This is a genomic window from Angustibacter luteus (assembly GCF_039541115.1).
Classification (GTDB): Bacteria; Actinomycetota; Actinomycetes; order Actinomycetales; family Angustibacteraceae; genus Angustibacter; species Angustibacter luteus.
The window spans coordinates 400,270-417,989 of the sequence record NZ_BAABFP010000005.1; the positions used below are offsets into that span (position 1 = coordinate 400,270).

The 17,720-nt window shown below is 74.2% G+C and carries 19 protein-coding genes; 14 read left to right on the forward strand and 5 right to left on the reverse strand.

Annotation, left to right across the window (positions count from 1 at the left end; genetic code table 11):
- Window position 1: 1 nt before the first annotated feature.
- The 12 genes from ribD to ABEB17_RS11080 all read left to right on the forward strand — a co-directional run bounded on the left by ribD (window position 2) and on the right by ABEB17_RS11080 (window position 8,331).
- Window positions 2–1,030, forward strand: a complete 1,029-nt coding sequence (gene ribD / locus ABEB17_RS11025; RefSeq protein WP_345716744.1) for a bifunctional diaminohydroxyphosphoribosylaminopyrimidine deaminase/5-amino-6-(5-phosphoribosylamino)uracil reductase RibD — start codon at window positions 2–4, stop codon at window positions 1,028–1,030.
- Window positions 1,030–1,659, forward strand: a complete 630-nt coding sequence (locus ABEB17_RS11030) for a riboflavin synthase (protein ID WP_345716745.1) — start codon at window positions 1,030–1,032, stop codon at window positions 1,657–1,659. Before ribD ends, ABEB17_RS11030 begins: the two co-directional genes overlap by 1 nt.
- Window positions 1,656–2,336, forward strand: coding sequence for a nicotinamide riboside transporter PnuC (pnuC, locus tag ABEB17_RS11035; protein ID WP_345716746.1), 681 nt, complete (start codon window positions 1,656–1,658; stop codon window positions 2,334–2,336). The genes ABEB17_RS11030 and pnuC overlap by 4 nt, the downstream gene beginning before the upstream one ends.
- The gene (gene ribB, locus ABEB17_RS11040) at window positions 2,333–3,613 is read left to right on the forward strand and encodes a 3,4-dihydroxy-2-butanone-4-phosphate synthase (protein WP_345716747.1); all 1,281 of its coding nucleotides are present in this window, start codon (window positions 2,333–2,335) and stop codon (window positions 3,611–3,613) included. Before pnuC ends, ribB begins: the two co-directional genes overlap by 4 nt.
- Window positions 3,610–4,113, forward strand: a complete 504-nt coding sequence (ribH, locus tag ABEB17_RS11045; RefSeq protein WP_345716748.1) for a 6,7-dimethyl-8-ribityllumazine synthase — start codon at window positions 3,610–3,612, stop codon at window positions 4,111–4,113. Before ribB ends, ribH begins: the two co-directional genes overlap by 4 nt.
- A gap of 11 nt (window positions 4,114–4,124) precedes the next feature.
- Window positions 4,125–4,388: a phosphoribosyl-ATP diphosphatase gene (locus tag ABEB17_RS11050; protein WP_345716749.1), complete on the forward strand. Its 264-nt coding sequence runs from the start codon at window positions 4,125–4,127 to the stop codon at window positions 4,386–4,388.
- A 52-nt stretch (window positions 4,389–4,440) separates the two neighbouring features.
- Entirely contained in the window at window positions 4,441–5,286 is an 846-nt protein-coding gene (hisG, locus tag ABEB17_RS11055; RefSeq protein ID WP_345716750.1) for an ATP phosphoribosyltransferase, read from the forward strand.
- A gap of 6 nt (window positions 5,287–5,292) precedes the next feature.
- Window positions 5,293–5,733 carry a PH domain-containing protein gene (locus tag ABEB17_RS11060; RefSeq protein WP_345716751.1) on the forward strand — a complete coding sequence of 147 codons (441 nt, stop codon included), beginning with the start codon at window positions 5,293–5,295 and terminating at the stop codon, window positions 5,731–5,733.
- Window positions 5,730–6,329, forward strand: coding sequence for a nucleotidyltransferase family protein (locus ABEB17_RS11065; protein ID WP_345716752.1), 600 nt, complete (start codon window positions 5,730–5,732; stop codon window positions 6,327–6,329). The genes ABEB17_RS11060 and ABEB17_RS11065 overlap by 4 nt, the downstream gene beginning before the upstream one ends.
- A 58-nt stretch (window positions 6,330–6,387) precedes the next feature.
- Complete coding sequence (locus ABEB17_RS11070) at window positions 6,388–7,026, forward strand: DUF5701 family protein (protein ID WP_345716753.1); 639 nt, start codon at window positions 6,388–6,390, stop codon at window positions 7,024–7,026.
- Window positions 7,027–7,102: 76 nt separating this feature from the next.
- A complete protein-coding gene (locus ABEB17_RS11075) occupies window positions 7,103–7,606 on the forward strand; it encodes a sigma-70 family RNA polymerase sigma factor (protein WP_345716754.1) in 504 nt (167 codons plus the stop codon).
- Window positions 7,603–8,331 carry an anti-sigma factor family protein gene (locus tag ABEB17_RS11080; RefSeq protein WP_345716755.1) on the forward strand — a complete coding sequence of 243 codons (729 nt, stop codon included), beginning with the start codon at window positions 7,603–7,605 and terminating at the stop codon, window positions 8,329–8,331. Before ABEB17_RS11075 ends, ABEB17_RS11080 begins: the two co-directional genes overlap by 4 nt.
- Window positions 8,332–8,359: 28 nt before the next feature.
- Here the strand turns inward: ABEB17_RS11080 and ABEB17_RS11085 are convergent, their stop codons facing one another.
- Genes ABEB17_RS11085 through ABEB17_RS11105 form a run of 5 tightly spaced genes read right to left on the reverse strand, consistent with a single transcriptional unit; the run spans window position 8,360 to window position 14,494 of the window.
- On the reverse strand, window positions 8,360–9,610 hold the full coding sequence (locus tag ABEB17_RS11085) for an MFS transporter (RefSeq protein ID WP_345716756.1): 1,251 nt from the start codon (window positions 9,608–9,610) through the stop codon (window positions 8,360–8,362).
- Window positions 9,607–10,722 (reverse strand): FUSC family protein, encoded by a 1,116-nt coding sequence (locus ABEB17_RS11090; RefSeq protein WP_345716757.1) that lies wholly within the window; start codon window positions 10,720–10,722, stop codon window positions 9,607–9,609. The genes ABEB17_RS11085 and ABEB17_RS11090 overlap by 4 nt, the downstream gene beginning before the upstream one ends.
- A gap of 21 nt (window positions 10,723–10,743) precedes the next feature.
- Window positions 10,744–12,192 (reverse strand): YlbE family protein, encoded by a 1,449-nt coding sequence (locus ABEB17_RS11095; protein WP_345716758.1) that lies wholly within the window; start codon window positions 12,190–12,192, stop codon window positions 10,744–10,746.
- Window positions 12,189–13,715, reverse strand: coding sequence for an AllF/FdrA family protein (locus tag ABEB17_RS11100; RefSeq protein ID WP_345716759.1), 1,527 nt, complete (start codon window positions 13,713–13,715; stop codon window positions 12,189–12,191). The genes ABEB17_RS11095 and ABEB17_RS11100 overlap by 4 nt, the downstream gene beginning before the upstream one ends.
- Complete coding sequence (locus ABEB17_RS11105) at window positions 13,712–14,494, reverse strand: oxamate carbamoyltransferase subunit AllH family protein (RefSeq protein WP_345716760.1); 783 nt, start codon at window positions 14,492–14,494, stop codon at window positions 13,712–13,714. The genes ABEB17_RS11100 and ABEB17_RS11105 overlap by 4 nt, the downstream gene beginning before the upstream one ends.
- 34 nt (window positions 14,495–14,528) lie before the next feature.
- Here ABEB17_RS11105 and ABEB17_RS11110 point away from each other — a divergent pair, with 34 nt between their 5' ends.
- Window positions 14,529–16,139, forward strand: coding sequence for a PucR family transcriptional regulator (locus ABEB17_RS11110; protein ID WP_345716761.1), 1,611 nt, complete (start codon window positions 14,529–14,531; stop codon window positions 16,137–16,139).
- Between the two features lie 114 nt (window positions 16,140–16,253).
- Complete coding sequence (locus ABEB17_RS11115; RefSeq protein WP_345716762.1) at window positions 16,254–17,714, forward strand: uracil-xanthine permease family protein; 1,461 nt, start codon at window positions 16,254–16,256, stop codon at window positions 17,712–17,714.
- The last annotated feature ends 6 nt before the right edge of the window (window positions 17,715–17,720 follow it).

Sequence of the window (17,720 nt, forward strand, 5' to 3'; positions counted from 1 at the left end):
GGTGAGTGACATCGACGTCGCGATGGCCCGCGCTCTGCTGCTGGCGCGCCGAGGGCCCTCGAGCGACCCCAACCCGCGGGTCGGCTGCGTCGTCCTGGACGACGCCGGCGAGGTGGTCGGTGAGGGCTGGCACGAAGGCGCCGGCAGCCCGCACGCCGAGGTGGCCGCGCTCGCCCGGGCCGGCACCGCCGCGCACGGCGGCACCGCCGTCGTCACCCTGGAACCGTGCGGGCACACCGGTCGCACCGGTCCGTGCACCGCTGCGCTCATCACGGCCGGCGTGGCACGCGTCGTCTTCGCGCGGCCCGACGCCAACCCGGACGCCGCCGGCGGGGCGCAGCGGCTGCGCGCGGCGGGCATCCACGTCAGCCAGATCGAGGACCTCGGACTGCGCACCGAAGCCGACGCGCTGGTCGCCCGCTGGCAGCAGGCCCAGGACCTCGGCCGCCCGGTCGTCACCTGGAAGTTCGCCTCGACCCTGGACGGGCGAGGCGCCGCCGCCGACGGCACCAGCCAGTGGATCACCGGAGCGCCCGCGCGCCAGGACGTGCACGACCTGCGCGCCGACGCCGACACCATCCTGGTCGGGACCGGCACCGCCTGGACCGACGACCCGCGGCTGACCGTCCGGGACCGCCGCGGCGCCGACCGGCCGCAGCAGCCGCGCCGGGCTGTGATGGGCCTGCGCGGACTGCGGCCCGGCAGCGTGCTCGAGCGGACCGGCGCGACCGTGCTGGACACCCGCTGCCCGCACGAGGCACTGCGGCGGCTTTGGGCGCTGGGCAGCCGGCACGTCTGGCTCGAGGGCGGTGCGACCCTGGCCGCGGTGTTCTGGCAGGCCCGCCTGGTCGACCACGTCGTCGCCTACGTCGCGCCGGCCTTCCTCGGGCTCGGCGCGCCGGCCGTGGCCGACCTCGGCATCGGCTCCATCGACGCCATCGCCCGGCTCCGGCTCGACGACGTCACCCGGCTGGGCGACGACCTGCGCCTGATGCTCACCCCCACCCCCGACCCCACCGAGGGAGCCTGATGTTCACCGGGATCGTCGAGGAGCTCGGGGAGGTCGTCGCGCTGGAGCACGGCGCCGACTCCGCCCGCCTCACCGTGCACGGACCGTTGGTGACCTCGGACGCGCTGCCCGGTGCGTCCATCGCGGTGAACGGCGTCTGCCTGACCGTCGTCGGCGAGCCCACCGACGGCGGTTTCACCGTCGACGTGATGGCGCAGACCTTGCGGCACAGCGCGCTCGGTGACCTGGTGCCCGGTTCGCCGGTGAACCTGGAGCGCGCGATGGCCGCCGACGGGCGGTTCGGCGGGCACGTCGTCCAGGGGCACGTCGACGGCACCGCCGTCGTGGTCCGTCGCGAGCCCGGTGACCGCTGGGAGGTGGTGACCATCTCGCTGCCGCCGCACCTGGCCCGCTACCTGGTGCCGCAGGGGTCGATCACCGTGGACGGCGTCTCGCTGACCGTCAGCGCGCTCGACGACGAGGCCGGCACCTTCTCGGTGTCGCTGATCCCCACCACGCTCGAGCTCACCACGCTCGGACGTCGCGCGGTGGGCGACCCGGTCAACCTCGAGGTCGACGTCCTCGCCAAGTACGTGCACCGCCTGCTCACGAACCGCAACGCGACCCTGGAGACACCGTGGACTTCATGAACGACCTGCTCGCGGCGCACCTGACCATCGCCGGTCACCCCATCGCCTGGAGCGAGATCATCGGCAACGTCTTCGGGCTCGCCTCCGCGATCCTGGGCATGCGCCGCAAGGTGTGGGCCTGGCCGGTCGGGATCATCGGCAACGTCCTGCTGTTCCTGGTGTTCACCGGCGCCGCCTACGGCTCCGAGAGCGGGCACACGCTCTACGGGCAGGCCGGTCGCCAGGTGTTCTTCATCATCACCAGCGTCTACGGCTGGTGGCGCTGGCAGCAGCACAAGGAGCACGACCCGAACGGCGTCGCCGTCGAGCCGCGGTGGGCGACCTGGCGCGAGCGGGCCGTCGTCGGTGTGCTGTGGCTGGCCGGCGTGGCGATCCTGACCCCCATCTTCCGCTCCCTCGGCTCGTACGACCCGGTCTGGGCGGACGCGTGGATCTTCGTCGGCTCGATGGTCGCCACCTACGCGATGGCGCGAGGATGGGTCGACTTCTGGCTCTGCTGGATCGCCGTCGACATCGTCGGGGTGCCGGTGCTGGTGCGGGCGCACTTCTACCCCTCCGCGGTGCTGTACGCCGTGTACGCCGGGTTCGTGATCTGGGGCTTCGTGGTGTGGCTGCGGCTGGCTCGCGCCTCCACGGACGAGGCCGCGGCCGGCGCCGCCGAGAGGGTGCCCTCATGACGGGCGGCGGGCTGGCGCTCGGGCTGGCCACCGTCGAGGCGGCGCTGGACGAGCTGCGCCGCGGCCGTCCGGTCCTCGTCGTCGACGACGCCGACCGGGAGAACGAGGGCGACGTCGTGCTGGCCGCCGAGCACGCCACCGCGCAGTGGCTCGCCTGGACCGTCCGGCACACCTCGGGCTACCTGTGCGCGCCGATGCCGGCGGACTGGGCGGACCGGCTCGCTCTGCCGCCGATGGTCGCCCAGAACGAGGACTCCCTGCGCACCGCGTACACGGTGTCGGTGGACGCTCGCGAGGGCGTCACGACCGGGATCAGTGCGGCCGACCGCGCTCACACGCTGCGGGTGCTCGCGGACCCGGCGACGACGGCCGCGGACCTGGTCCGTCCCGGGCACGTCCTGCCGTTGCGGGCCCGCGCCGGGGGAGTGCTGGAGCGGGCCGGGCACACGGAGGCGGCCGTCGACCTGTGCCGGCTGGCCGGACTGGCACCGGTCGCGGTGATCGGCGAGCTCGTGCAGGAGGACGGCACGATGACCCGGCTCCCCGGCGTCCTCGAGCTCGGACGTCGGCACGACCTGCTGACGATCAGCATCGCCGACCTGGCGAGCTGGCGCCGTGCCCAGGGTGACGAGGGTTCGCCCGCGGCGCCGCACGGTGACGTCCAGCGCGTACGGCGCGTCGCGTCCAGCGTGCTGCCCACCCGGCACGGCGAGCTCACGGTGCACGGCTACCGCGACCTGGTGACCGGTGCCGAGCACGTCGCGCTGGTCAGCGGCGACCCGACGTCGCCCGGCGCCGTCGTCCGGCTGCACTCGGAGTGCCTGACCGGCGACGCGTTCGGGTCGCTGCGCTGCGACTGCGGTGCCCAGCTGGACGCCGCGCTGGGGGAGATCACCCGGCACGGCGGTGCCGTGGTCTACCTGCGCGACCACGAGGGCCGCGGGATCGGTCTGCTGCCCAAGCTCGCGGCCTACGCGCTGCAGGACGCCGGCCGCGACACGGTCGAGGCGAACCTCGAGCTCGGCCTGCCGGCCGACGCCCGCGACTACGCGGCCGGGGCCGCAGTGCTGCGCGACCTCGGTGTCGTCGAGGTGCGGCTGCTGACCAACAACCCGGACAAGGTCGCCGGTCTCGAGCGGGCCGGGATCGTCGTGCGCGAGCGGTTGGCGCTACGGGCCGGCTGGTCCCAGCACAACGCCGCCTACCTCGACACCAAGCGCCAGCGCTTCGGGCACGACCTGCCGTCGCGTTCCGGCCAGCACCGCGAGTCCGCATGAGCGGCCACGGCTCGCCCACGCTCACCGTCGACGGGTCCGGGCTGCGGGTCGCGGTGGTGGCCGCGAGCTGGCACGAGCCGGTGATGGACGGCCTGCTGGACGGCGCCCGCCGAGCCCTGGCTGACTCCGGCGTGGAGCAGTCGCTCACGCTGCGCGTCCCGGGCACCTTCGAGCTGCCGGTCGCAGCATCCCGCCTGGCCGGGGCCGGGTTCGACGCGGTGGTCGCGCTCGGCGTCGTGGTCCGCGGCGGCACTCCGCACTTCGAGTACGTCTGCCAGGCCGCGACGTCCGGGCTCACCGACGTGGCGGTGCGCACCGGCGTCCCGGTCGGCTTCGGAGTGCTCACCTGCGACGACGACAAACAGGCGCTGGACCGCGCCGGTCTTCCCGGCTCGCACGAGGACAAGGGCTACGAGGCGACGGTGGCGGCGATCAGCACGGCGCTCACGTTGCGAGACGTCCGGCTGCCCGAGACGTCGTCGCCCGTCGGCGCCCCGTAGGCTGACCGACCGTGAAGAGCTTCGACGCCCTGTTCGACGAGCTGAGCGAGAAGGCCCGGTCCCGCCCCGCGGGCTCGCGCACTGTCGCCGAGCTCGACGCGGGCGTGCACGCCATCGGCAAGAAGGTCGTCGAGGAGGCGGCCGAGGTGTGGATGGCCGCCGAGCACGAGAGCCCGGAGCGGGCGGCGGAGGAGATCAGCCAGCTGCTGTACCACCTGCAGGTGCTGATGCTCGACCGCGGCCTCACCCTGCAGGATGTGTACGCGCATCTGTGAGCGGCGGCCCCGCCCTCGCCAGAGCCGTTCACCTTCTCGCTAGGAGCCACTGATGCTGCGCATCGCCGTACCGAACAAGGGGTCGCTGTCCGAGGCCGCCACCGACATGCTGCGCGAGAGCGGGTACCGCCAGCGGTCGAGCAGCCACGACCTCGTGCTGTCCGACCCGGACAACGACGTGGAGTTCTTCTACCTGCGACCGCGCGACATCGCGGTGTACGTCGGGTCGGGGACGCTCGACGTGGGGCTGACCGGGCGTGACCTGCTCCTCGACTCCGGCGCCCAGGCGCAGGAGATCCTGCCGCTCGGCTTCGGCCGCTCGACGTTCCGGTTCGCGGCGCCGCCCGGGGTGGCCGGCTCGGTCGCGGACCTGGGCGGTCTGCGGGTCGCGACGTCCTACGCCGGCCTGCTGGAGCGGCACCTGGCCGGGCACGACGTGCAGGCGGACATCGTCCGGCTGGACGGTGCGGTCGAGTCGTCGGTCGGCCTGGGCGTCGCGGACGTCGTCGCGGACGTCGTGCAGACCGGCAGCACGCTCAAGGCGGCCGGGCTGGCGGTCTTCGGCGACCCGATCCTGGAGTCCGAGGCCGTGCTGATCCGGCGCACCGACGCGGAGGACGACCCGGCGGTCGGGGTGCTGACCCGCAGGTTGCAGGGTGTCCTCACGGCCCGCCGCTACGTGATGATGGACTACGACGTCCGCGTCGAGCTGGTCGAGAAGGCCTGCGCGCTGACGCCAGGGCTCGAGTCGCCGACCGTGAGCCCGTTGCACGACAAGGGATGGGTGGCGGTGCGGTCCATGGTCCCGAGAGCGACGACGAACCAGGTGATGGACGACCTGTACGACCTGGGCGCGCGGGCCATCCTGGTCACCGACATCCACGCCTGCCGGCTGTAGGGGCCCATGAGCGCGATCGGCGATCCCTACGCCACGTTCCGGCCCCGCCGGGGACGCCGGGTCGCCTGGGTCGTCGCGGCCATGTCGGTGACGCTGTTCGGCGCCCTGGCCCTGGTCGTCCCGAGCACCGGCTCCGCCGGCTGGTCGGTCGCGGACTCGTTGCTGCTGTGGGGTTTCGGCTGGCTCGTCGCGGTGGCCATGTGGCGGTTCGCCCGGCTCGAGGCCGTCCCCTCCGAGCGCGGCATCGTCGTGCGGAACGTGCTGCTCACCCGGGACCTGACCTGGTCGGAGATCGGCGGGGTGCGGTTCGGCAGCGGGGACGCCTGGGCGTGGCTCGACCTCAAGGACGGCGACGAGGTGGCCGTCATGGCGATCCAGCGCTCGGACGGTGACGACGCGCGCCGGGCCGCCTCCCGGCTCATGGCCCTCGTGCAGGTGAACGCGTGAGCAGCGACGATGCGGACGCCGCTGCCGCCGATCCTGGCGGTGTCGTCGGGATCGTCCTGGCGGCCGGGGCGGGGCGACGCTTCGGCGGCCCGAAGGCGTTGGCCACCCTGGACGGCAGGCGGCTGGTGGACCGCGCCGTCGCCACCCTGCGGGCGGGGGGGTGCGCGGACGTGATCGCGGTCGCCGGTGCCGTCCCGCTGCGCGACGTCGACGCCGAGGTCGCCACGAACGTGAACTGGCCCCGCGGCATGGCGTCGTCGCTGCAGGTCGGGCTCGCCGCGGCTCAGGCCGGACCCTGGTCGACGGCGGTGCTGCTGCTCGTGGACCAGCCGTGGATCGGCCCGCAGGCGGTGCGGCGGCTGATCGCGGCGCGCGCGGCGGGAGCGCGCTGTGCGCAGGCCGAGTACGACGGCGTGCCGGGGCACCCGGTGCTGTTCGCGCGGGAGTGCTGGGCGGACGTCGGCGCGGCGGCCCGGGGCGACCAGGGCGCGCGGGTGTGGCTGCGCACGCACCCGGACGAGGTGAGCGCGGTGGACTGCGCCGGGACCGGCGACCCGCGTGACGTCGACCGGCCGCAGGACCTGCTCGACAGCTGAGCGGGAACGACCTGCGGCCCGGGCGCGTTGAGCAACAGCCGCCGACGCAGGGAGTGCCGTGACCCAGGAAATCGCCACCGAGATCGACCGCCAGCTCGACGTCCTGGTGGGCAAGGGGTACCCGGCCCTGGCCGGGCTCGGCGAAGGGGAGTTCCGCGCGCTGGCCGACCCGGTGCGGGTGGCCGCGGCCGATGTCGTCCCGGCGGCGCCGAGCGAGCAGCAGGTGACGTTCCTGCTGGTCACCACCCGGGACGTCGTCCCGGCCGAGGACGCGATGCCGCTGACGACTCTGCTGGGCAGCACCAAGCCGGGGGTGGTGGACCGCAACCACGGCGACGGTGACCTGGCCGGGTACCTACCCATCGACGCGGTCCGCCTCCCCGCGGCCCGGCTCTACGCGCTGGTGGACGTCGAGCGCGGGGAGGAGTTCTGCGACGTCCGCCCGCAGGACGCCCTGCCGGTGGTGCTCGGCCGCGGCCGCACTCCGCTGACCATCGACGAGGGCGTGGCCCTGGTGACCCAGTTCCCGCAGGTGCTGCAGACGAACAGGTGCTTCATGCTGTCCGGCTCGCGGCGGCACGACAAGCGGGTGCCGGCGCTGTGGATCGGGCAGGGAGCGCCGAAGCTCGGCTGGTGCTGGGACGGCAACCCGCACTCCTGGCTGGGCACCGCGTCGGTCGGCCGGCGCCTGGGGTGAACCGAACGGCGCGCCGACCCGTGTCAGCAGCGAGATGATCAGGACGCAGCAGGCCGGCGGTCGACCAGGAGAGGCGATGGCGCAGACGGACAGCGAGCTCATGCGTGCGCTGCACGACGAGCACGCGGGTGCGCTGTGGGCGTTCGTGGTCCGGCTGACCGGGGACAGGATGCAGGCCCAGGACATCGTGCAGGAGACGCTGCTGCGGGCCTGGAAGCACCCGGAGGTCCTCGACCCGTCGCGGGGCTCGCCGCGCGGCTGGCTGTACACCGTGGCCCGGCGGCTGGTCGTGGACGACTGGCGGACGAAGCGGTCGCGGGTCGAGTCGCTGCCGGGCACGCTGCCGGAACGGGGTCAGGACGACACCGACCAGATGCTGCAGTCCTGGGTGGTCGCCGACGCGCTGCGCCAGCTCAGCCTGGACCACCGGGCCGTACTGGTCGAGTGCTACTTCCGCGGGCGGTCGGTCGCGGACGCGGCGCGGGTGCTGGGTATCCCCGAAGGAACCGTGAAGTCGCGGGCGCACTACGCCTTGCTGCGGTTGCGCGTGGCCCTGCAGGAGATGGGGGTGAGCCGGTGAGCGACAGCTACGAGACGTGGGCCGGGCCGTACGTGCTCGGCGCCCTGTCGCCGAGCGAGCGCGACGAGTTCGCCCGTCACCTGACCGGCTGCCCGCCGTGCAGCGAGGTGGTCGCCGAGCTCGCCGGGCTGCCCGGGCTGCTGTCCCGGGTGCCGGCCTCGGTCGTCGCGGAGCTGTCCGGCGAGTCCGGTCCGGACGGCGAGGAGGTCGTCCCACCGCTGCCGGACACGCTGCTGCCGAACCTGCTGCGCGAGGCCCGCCGGCGCCGGCGGGGCCTGGTCGCGCTGGCCGTCGCGGGTCTGGCCGCGGCCGTGGTCGGCGTCCTCGTCGCGGTCGGGGCGGCGACCGCACCGGACCACCCGAGCAGCCCGACCGCCCCGACCCAGGTCGCCGGCTCGACGATGCAGCCCGCACCCGGGGTCCCGAGCAGCGCCCCGATCAGCGCGACCGTCGCCCTGACCAAGGTCGGCTGGGGGACCCGCCTGGACCTGGCCTGCGAGTACGAGGACTACGGGCGCGGTGACACGGCGTACGCGCTGGTCGTGGTGGACCGCGCGGGTCAGGTGCAGCAGGTCGGCACCTGGAACGCCATCCCCGGCAAGCTCATCCACATGAGCTCGGGCACGGCTCTGGACGCCGCGGACATCGCGGCCGTGCAGGTGCGCACGGTGAGCGGGCGCACGGTGCTGAACCTGGACCACCCGACGGCCGCGGTCACCGGGTGATCCGGGGTCGCTGATCCGGGGTAGCTGATCAGGGGGTTCGGGTGCGTCCCGGCCGCAGCATGAACGCGGCGGCGCCCTGCGGGACCAGCAGCACGAGCAGCATGGCGAACGGCACCTGGTAGCTGCCGGTGGCGTCCCGCAGGGCACCGATCACGGTCGGGCTCAGCGACGCGACGGAGTAGGACACCAGGAAGACCATGGCCGACAGCCGCGCGCTGGCCGCCGGGCTGACCGAGTAGTCGGAGAACAGCACGAGCCCGAGCGCGAAGCCCGACCCGAGTCCCAGGCCGACCAGGCCCACCCAGATCCACGGGGCGGCGTCCGGGGCGACGAGCATGCCGCCCACGCCGAGGGCGACGGCGACCACCGAGCAGAGCAGCATGGGACGCCGGTCCGGCAGCCGGTGCGCCACCACCGGTGCGGCGACGCCCGAGACCACCTGCGTCGCGCTGAACACCGCCAGCAGCAGGCCGGCGTCGGTCGCCGTCCAGCCGTGCGACTCGTAGAAGGGTGCGATCCAGGCCAGCTGACCGTAGAACTGCCAGGACTGCAGGGACATGTAGACGACGACGAGCCAGGCGGTCGTGTACCGCCACGGCAGGGGCAACCGGGTCTCGGCAGGTTCGTCGACGGCTCGGCGGTGCCGGTTGGCTCGGCGGCCGACCGGCCAGCAGAACGCGAGCGCGACCACCGCGAACAGCCCCCAGAACGCGAGCGACTGGGGCCAGGAGCCGAACGCGTCCGCCAGGGGCACGCTCAGCGCGGACGCCGCAGCCGCGCCGCCCATCATGGCGAGCATGTAGCCGGCGGTGACCAGCGCCACGTGCTCGCTGAAGAACTCCTTGATGATGCCCGGCGTGATGGTCCCCCCCACGGCGATGCCGAAGCCGGCCAGCAGGGTGCCCAGGTAGAGCAGCGGGACGTGCTCGCCGCCCAGGCGCAGGGTGCTGCCGACGGCCAGCACCGCCAGGGCGGCGGCGACCGCCGACTCACGGCCCCACCGGTGCGCCATCCGCTGCGCGACCGGCGCGAAGACCCCCATGCACAGCACGGGCAGGGTGGTCAGCGCGCCCGTCCAGGTGCGGTTGAGGTCGAGGTCGGCGCCGATCCGCTCGACCAGCGGCGGCAGGCTGGTGATGGCCAGGCGCAGGTTGAGCGCGACCAGCAGGACCGTGACCAGCATGAGCACTGAGCCGTGGAGGGCGTCGCGGTGCTGGGCGTCGGGGTGCGGGGTTCGGCCCGGACGGGTCGAACCGGCGTCGGCGGGGCGGGTGCTCACTGGTCGACCCTGTCAGGTGGCGTCTCGCCGGCCGAGGTCGGGATGGCGGCCCGGGCGGCGTCCGCGTCCAGCCCGGTCAGCTCGAGCAGGTCGACGACCATGGAGCGCACCTGGGCGAGGACCACGTCGTCGGACAGCGAGGTCCCGACCGGGACCGCGGCGGACTCCCGCGCGACCTGCTGGAGGAGCTCGCGCGAGTCGTCGGGGTCGCGCCGGTCCTCGAGGTCCGCCGCGATGGCCTCGATGACGTCTGCGAGGCGGCCGAGCAGGGTGAGGATGCGTGGGTCCAGCTGCTCGTGGCGGCGCACCACGACGGTGACCCGGCGCAGGAGCACGCGACCGTTGCGGACCGCCCGGTCCAGCATCACGGACAGCGCGGACATGGCCAGCAGGTCGCTGCGGTGCCCGCGGCGCCACGGTGAGGAGCGGGCGATGGACAGCCCGTCGTAGGCGGCGGCCTGGACGTCGGCGAGCTGGCCTTCGCTGTTGCGCGCCCGGGCGAGCGTCGCGTAGGCCAGCTCCTCGTCCTGCTCGCGCACCGCCCGGACCGTGTCGTGGCACCAGGCGGCGAGCTCGCGCAGCACCGAGGCGGCCTCCTGCCGGGGGCGGCGCAGCGGCGAGCCCGGCACCACGGCGGCGGCGACCAGGGCGACGATCCCGCCGCAGACGGCGTCCAGCCAACGGCCCAGCCCGGCGACCGGGCCGGGCGCCAGGGTCGCCACGATGGCGGACTGCACACCGGCCTGGGTGACCAGCAGGGGTCCGGCGTCCAGCAGCAGCGCCAGCGTCATCGCCAGGCCGACCACCACGAAGACCTGGATGGCACCGACGCCGAAGACCTCGACGAACAGGTCCCCGACGAGCACGCCCAGGGCGACCCCGACGGTGACCTCGGCGACCCGCTGCAGCCGCTGCTGGTAGCTCAGGCCGAGCGAGACGATGGCGGCGACCGGCGCGAAGAACGGCTGGCGGTGGCCGAGCGCGTAGCGGGCGAGCAGCCAGGCCACCGCGGCGGCGGTCGCGCACTGCGCGAGGTGCCAGCCGTACCGGCGCAGCAGGGTGACCCGGTCCGACCAGCTGGCCGCCGCGCGCTGCCCTACCCGTGAAGCCACGCCCCCCAGCCTCCCGCGACCTCAGCCGGTGCGCTCGGCCAGCCCCTGCAGGGCCTGGGTGAAGCACTCCTGCGGCGGGCTGACCAGGCCGGCGCCGACCTGTCCGGTCCCCGCGACGCGCCCGGCCATGCCCGTGTTGATCACGGGCAGGATCGACGTCCGGACCACGGCGGTGACGTCGATGCCGGTCGGTGTGCCGCGGAAGCCCAGCACCGGGATCTGGTAGATCGGGTGCTCGCCCAGCGTGATGTCGTACATCCGCCGGGTAGTGGCCAGGGCGTCGTCCGCCTCGCCGCCGACGAACTTCACGATGGCGGGCGCGGCGGCCATCGCGAACCCGCCGATGCCGCCCGTCTCGGTGATGGCCGAGTCGCCGATGTCGGGATTGGCGTCGTCGGGGCCGAAGTCGCCCAGGAACAGCCCCTGCGGGGTGTTCGCCGGGGCGGTGAACCAGTCGTCGCCGGTGCCGGAGACCTGGATGCCGAAGTCGGTGCCGTTGCGGGCCATCGCGACCACGAGGGTCGAGCCGGGGACGTCGCGACCGGCGTCCAGGGCGAGCTTGCAGGCGGGCATGACGAGGTTCAGGAAGAAGTGGTCGTTCCCGTTGCAGAACCGGACCACGTCCGCGACGTCGGACGGCGGGGCGCCCAGGTCCAGCAGCTCGGGCACCAGCTCGCGGACCAGCATCATGGTGCCGGCCCGGTTGCGGTTGTGGCCCTCGTCGCCCATCTGCAGCATCTGCGCCACGATTGCGCGGATGTCCAGCGGTCCCGCGCGCTCGACACGGCGGCGGACGGCCTGCTGCAGCAGCGGCCCGAGCACCGCGGACATCCAGCGCAGCCGGTCGATCACGTCGGGCCCGTACGCGCCGTACCGCAGCACCTTGCCGAGGCCCTCGTTCAGCGTGCAGAACGCGGTGCCGCCGTGCACCGGATCACGCAGCACGAAACCCCACTGGGACGGGGAGATGACCCCGGCCATCGGACCGACCGCCGCGTGGTGGTGGCACGAGTCCAGTGAGATGCCTTCTCCCGAAAGAGCCTGTCCCGCAACGAGTCCAGCCTCGGCGTCGGCGGGGTCGCCGGCGAGGCCCTCGAGCACCATCGCGCCGATCAGGGCGCCGCGCAGGGGCCCGGAGGCCCGTTCGAAGTCGATGGGCGGCCCGGCGTGCAGGAACGAGCCAGGGCGCAGGCCCAGCGCCTGGGAAGCCGGGACGACGTCCACCAGCTCGGCGCCGGCCGCGAGCACCCGGGACAGTGCGGTCGCGTTCGCTGTGACGCGCCGCGGGTCGGTCAGCACGGCACCCAGCTGGGCGGGCACCTCGGCGCCGCCCAGCGGGGGCCGCCAGTCGACCCGGTGCACATCGACCGCCTGCGCGCTCAGGGCGTCGGCGAGCAGGTCGACGCCAGCGGTGACCACGGACGTCGGGGCGTCGGTCAGCAGGCCCCGCAGGTCGCTCAGGCCGGTCACGACGCCTCCTCGGGCCGGACGAGCGCCGCGGCGGCCCGGGCTGCGGCAGCGTTGGACAGGTACACGTCGGCGCCGGCCGCCGCCAGCCGCTGCGCCTGGTCGTCGCGGCCCTGCGGGTCGCCGGTCGTCCCGGTCAGCGACACCACGACGGCAAGGGCCCGGCCGGCCGCACCGGCCGCGGCCCGGGCCGCCGCGATCGCCGGGGCCAGCTCGATCGCCGGGTCCGGGTGCGCACCGTGGCCGAGGACGACGTCCAGCAGCACGGCACCGACCCGCGGGTCGGCCGCCTCCCGGGCCAGCCGCTGGTCGCGCAGCGACGGGTCGATCATCGGGTGCGCTCGACCCTGGGTCAGCGCGTCGTCGCCGAAGTCGACCATGGCGTGGGCGGTGCCGGCGTCCCAGCGGCCGTCCCCGCGCACGTCCAGCGCGAGCTCGGTCGACAGCGGGATGTTCGACCGGATCGGGCCCAGCCGCTCCGCGGCCACCAGCATCGCCTCGTCGCACAGGGTGCCGCCGCAGAACAGACCGCGCAGTGCGCGGCCGGGGGAGCGTGGCTGGGCGTCGGGCGCACGCCACACCGGCCACGTGACGCCGGTGACGCCGAGCCGGTCGAGCGTCGCCGTCGCCACCTCGGTGAGGTCGCGGCGTCCGGCACCCAGCGTCGCCCACTCGACGGCGACGTCCAGACCGCCGACGAGCTCCTGCAGGTCGTCCAGCACGCCCGGGTCGGCGGGCTTGCTCACCAGCACGACGAGCTCGGTCGCGTCGTCGCCGGCCAGCGCGGTCAGCGCCTGCCGGGCGGACCGTCCGCCGACCGCCGCGCTCAGGTCGCGCCCCCCGAGGCCCAGGCAGTGCCGGACGCCCACCCCGGCGTGGTCCAGCAGCGCCATCAGGTGCTGGGCGCCGGTGCCGGACGCCGCCACCAGGGAGACCGGCCCCGGCTGGACGACGTTCGCGAACCCGAGGCCCAGCCCGCCGAGCACCGCGGTCCCGCAGTCCGGGCCCATCACCAGCACGTCGTGCTCGGCGGCGGCGTCCTTCAGGGCCACCTCCTGCGGGACGCTCACGTTGTCGCTGAACACCAGGACGCTCGACCCGGCCGTGATCGCGTCCATCGCCTCAGCGACGGCGGACGGGCCGGGCACCGAGACCACGACCACCGGGGCCGGGCTGCGCCGCAGGGCGACGCCGGTGGTGCGGGCCGGTTCGAGCGTGCTGGAACCGACGGTCGACACCGCCGGAGCCAGGGCCGTGACCAGGGCCGCCAGCGCGTCCTGCACCGCGGAGTCGTCGTCCGCCCGGAGCGCGACCACCAGGTCCGCGGGCGCCGTGCCCTCGGGAACGACGAAACCCATGCCGGCGAGGACCTCGACGTTCAGCGGGGTGGCCATCGCGACCTGCGCCGCCTGGACCCCGGGCACGTCCGCCACCCTGCGGCTGACCTGCAGCAGGGTCACGGAGTCGTGGTAGGCCCCGCTGCGGACCTCGACGTGCTCGACTCGCTCCATGCCGGCAGGGCTCATGCGGCCAGCCTGCCCCATCGCACGGACGCGACCAGGTCGGCGCCGGCCAGGGTGGCCGCCCCCGAGCTGGCGCCGAGCGCCCGCACGGCCGCGCGGTTCCCCTCGGTCGGCCGGTGCAGGGCCCGGACGACGACGCGCGTCGCCAACCCACCGGCGGCGTGCCGCAGCAGCTCCGCGGACAGCGGCGTCGTCCGGGCAGCGGCCGCAGCGGTGACGGCCCGGCCCACCTGGTCCAGCACCGCTGCGCCCGGACCCGGCCGGGCCTGCGCGGCCAGCAGCAGGCCGGCCACCGCGTCGTCGGCGGCCGGGGTCGATCCCGGCCCGCGGCCGAGCACACCGCACAGCAGATCGGCCGTGGCGGGCGCGTCGTGCTCGGCGAGCGCGCTGACCGCGGCTCGCAGGGCCCGCCAGGTCACCGCGTCGAGGCCACCGGGGTCCGCCGGACGTGGCGAGGCAGGCCCTGGCTCGCGGGGGAGCACCCGGGCCGGCGACCACCAGCGGCTGACCTGCACCCAGCACGACGGGAGCTGCAGCCCGAAGCTGTTGATCATGACCTCGTCCCCGACCACGACAGCACCGGCCGCGACGACCGTGGCCAACGCGGGGGCCAGCACAGCGCAGGGCAACGACGCGGGGCCGGGATGGAGGTCCAGCACGAGGAGTCGCGGGCCGGGCAACGCCACGGAGACCGCGCCAGAGCCGACCCGCACCACCTGGCCCGTCCCGCCGCCGAACGCGTCGAGCAGGGCGGTGCTGCCCGCACCCGCCACCAAGCCCATGACGCGACGCTACCGAGCACCTAGGCTGCCCCCCATGACGAGAGTTGCCGAAGATCGCCTCATCCTCGGGTCCGGGTTGCCGAGGGACGACGAGCGACCTTCCACGTACGGCATCTCGGTCCGCGAGGCCCTCGACCTCCCGGCGCTCGCCGGGACCCAGGTGCTCGCCGGTGCCACCGGGCTCGGCCGGCACGTCCTGCGGCTCGGCGTCTGGGAGACCCCGGACGTCCTGCCGTTCACCCGCGAGGACGAGCTCCTGGTCACCACCGGGTACCCGCTGCTCGAGCGGCGCGACGAGCTGGCCGACCGGTTCGCAGAGCTCGCCGAGGCCGGCGTGGTGGCCGTCGCGGTGAAGCTCGGCGCCTACGTGGAGTCCCTGCCGGCCGACGTCCTGGAGCGGGCCGACCGCATCGGCCTGCCGGTGCTGGCGCTGCCCGCGGCGGTCTCGCTGGACGACGTGCTCAACCAGGTGCTCAGCGCGGTCCTCGGCCGCCAGGCCGCCCTGCTCGCCCGCAGCGAGGAGATCCACCGCGCCCTCGTCCAGGTCGTCCTGGGCGGCGGAGGACTGCCCGAGGTGGCCAACGCCATCGCCGACGGACTCGGGCTGTCGGTCCTGGTGACCAGCCCGACCGGTCAGGTCCTGGCCGAGGCCGGCCCGCCGACGTCCGCCGACCAGTCCGACGACCAGGTCGAGGTCCCGATCGTGGCGGGCGGGATGTCGCACGGCACCGTCGTGGCGCTGTCCCGCAGTGGGCCCATCGACCCCCCGGACGTGCACGCCCTGGAGCGCGCCGCCGTCGTCTGCGCCCTCGTCGCCGTCAAGCAGCAGGCCGTCAGCGCCGTCGAGGAGCGCTACCAGGCGGACTTCCTGCGCGACGTCCTGCTCGGCCGGTTCGACGACAGCGAAGCCGCGGTCCGGCACGGCGCGTCGCTCGGCTGGCAGCTGGACCGCCCGCTCGTCGTGGTGACGGCCCAGCCGGACAGCGACCCGCGACCGGGCGCGGCACGCGAGCCGGTCACCGACCGGATGGCCAGCGCCTGGCGCGCGCACCTGCGGACCCGGGACCCGCGGGCGGCCGTGTGCGGGTTCGCCTCCGAGGTGGTCGCCCTCGTCGGAGCGCCCGGGGACGGCGACGTCGAGCGGCTCGTCCGCGACCTGACGGCGGCCGTCCGCGAGCCGGGTGCGGCCAGCGGAGGGCGGCGCGGGTTCACCGTGGGCGTGAGCCGGGTGGTGACCGGGATCGCCGGTCTGGCCGTGGCGTACGAGCAGTCGCGCACCTGCGTCCGGGTCTCCCGGCAGGTGCACGGACCCGGTGGAGTCGCGCACTTCGACCGGCTCGGGGTGCACCGGCTGCTCAGCCTGGTGCCCGACAGCCACGAGCTGCGCACCTTCCTCGACGAGACGCTGAAGGAGCTGGCGAAGCCGACCGCCGAGGCGCGGGACCTGCGGCGCACCCTGGAGGCGCTGCTGGACACCAACCTGAACGTCGCCGAGACCGCCCGCCGGCTGCACTTCCACTACAACACGCTGCGCTACCGGATCGGCAAGCTCGAGCGCATCCTCGGACCGTTCACCGAGGACGCCGACCTGCGGCTGGACCTGGCCCTGGCGCTGCGCATCATGCCGATGCGCGGACTCGGCTGACCGATCGTTCGGCGCCGCCTCCCACGCCTGGACCTCACCTCGCGCCATGCTGACCCCACGTGACGCGGGTCACACGGCTCGCGTCGTCCGGTCAAGGGCCGAGAGGACACGCGCATGGCGATCGGATGGACTCTGCACGGCGACGGCAAGACGCTCGCCCCCGGTGAGGTCGTCGCTCCGAACGAACGGTTGTCGTGGGGCCGGACCGTAGGCCTGGGCGCCCAGCACGTCGTCGCCATGTTCGGCGCGACGTTCGTCTTCCCGCTGATCATGGGACTCAACCCCCAGCTCGCGATCCTGATGAGCGGCGTCGCGACGATCTGCTTCCTGCTCATCGTGAACGGCAAGGTGCCCAGCTACCTGGGCACGTCGGCGTCGTTCGTCGGCGGCGTCGCCGCGATCCGCGCCCAGGGCGGGAACTCGGCGCAGGTCACCGGCTCGATCCTGGTGGCGGGCGCGGTCCTGGCCCTGGTCGGCGTGATCATCCACTTCGCGGGTTCCCGGGTCATCTACAAGGTCCTGCCGCCGGCGGTGACCGGCGCCGTCGTCATGCTCATCGGCTTCAACCTGGCGCCCGTCGTGGCCCAGATCTACTGGCCGCAGGACCAGTGGATCGGGCTGATCGTGATGACGGCGGTGATCGCGATGAGCGTCGGTCTGCGCGGGTTCGCCGGGCGCATCTCGATCTTCCTCGGCCTGGTGCTCGGCTTCGTGCTGTCCTGGCTGTTCGACAAGGGCTTCGGGCAGATCACGTCCTACGACGCGAGCGCCGGCAAGGTGACCACGCACTGGCGGGTGAACCTGGACACCGTCGTGTCGTCGAACACGCACTGGTTCGGCTTCCCGCCCAAGTCGGACACGGCGGCCGGCATCGTGGGCTACCACCTGCCCGAGTTCAAGTGGGCGTTCGTGCTCCTGGTCCTTCCGGCGGTCATCGCCCTGATCGCCGAGAACACGGGGCACGTCAAGGCGGTGGCCGAGATGACCCGGACGGACCTGGACCCGGTGATGGGCCGCGCCATCGCCGCCGACGGCTTCGGCACCGTCCTCGCCAGCGCGGTCGGCGGCAGCCCGACGACCACCTACGCAGAGAACATCGGCGTCATGGCGGCGACCCGGGTCTACTCGACGGCTGCGTACTTCGTAGCGGCGGCGGTCGCGATCCTGTTCGGCTTCTCCCCGAAGTTCGGCGCCCTGGTCTCGGCGACGCCCGGCGGTGTGCTCGGCGGGATCACCGTCGTGCTCTACGGGATGATCGGCCTGCTCGGCGCCAAGATCTGGAAGGAGAACAACGTCGACTTCGGGAACCCGATCAACCTGGTCCCGATCGCCGCGGGCATCATCATCGCCATCGGTGACGTGAGCCTGAAGATCACCGACTCGTTCACCCTGTCGGGCATCGCGTTCGGCACGATCGTCACGATCCTCGCCTACCACATGGCCCACGCGCTGGCCCCCGCTCATCTCCGGGAGGCCGCCGACCACGGCCAGTCGATCGACGAGGGCCCGTCGCTGGTGCTGAACGACCCGGGCATGTACGTGGAGGGCGATGACGACGGACGTCACCGCGGGTGATCGGCA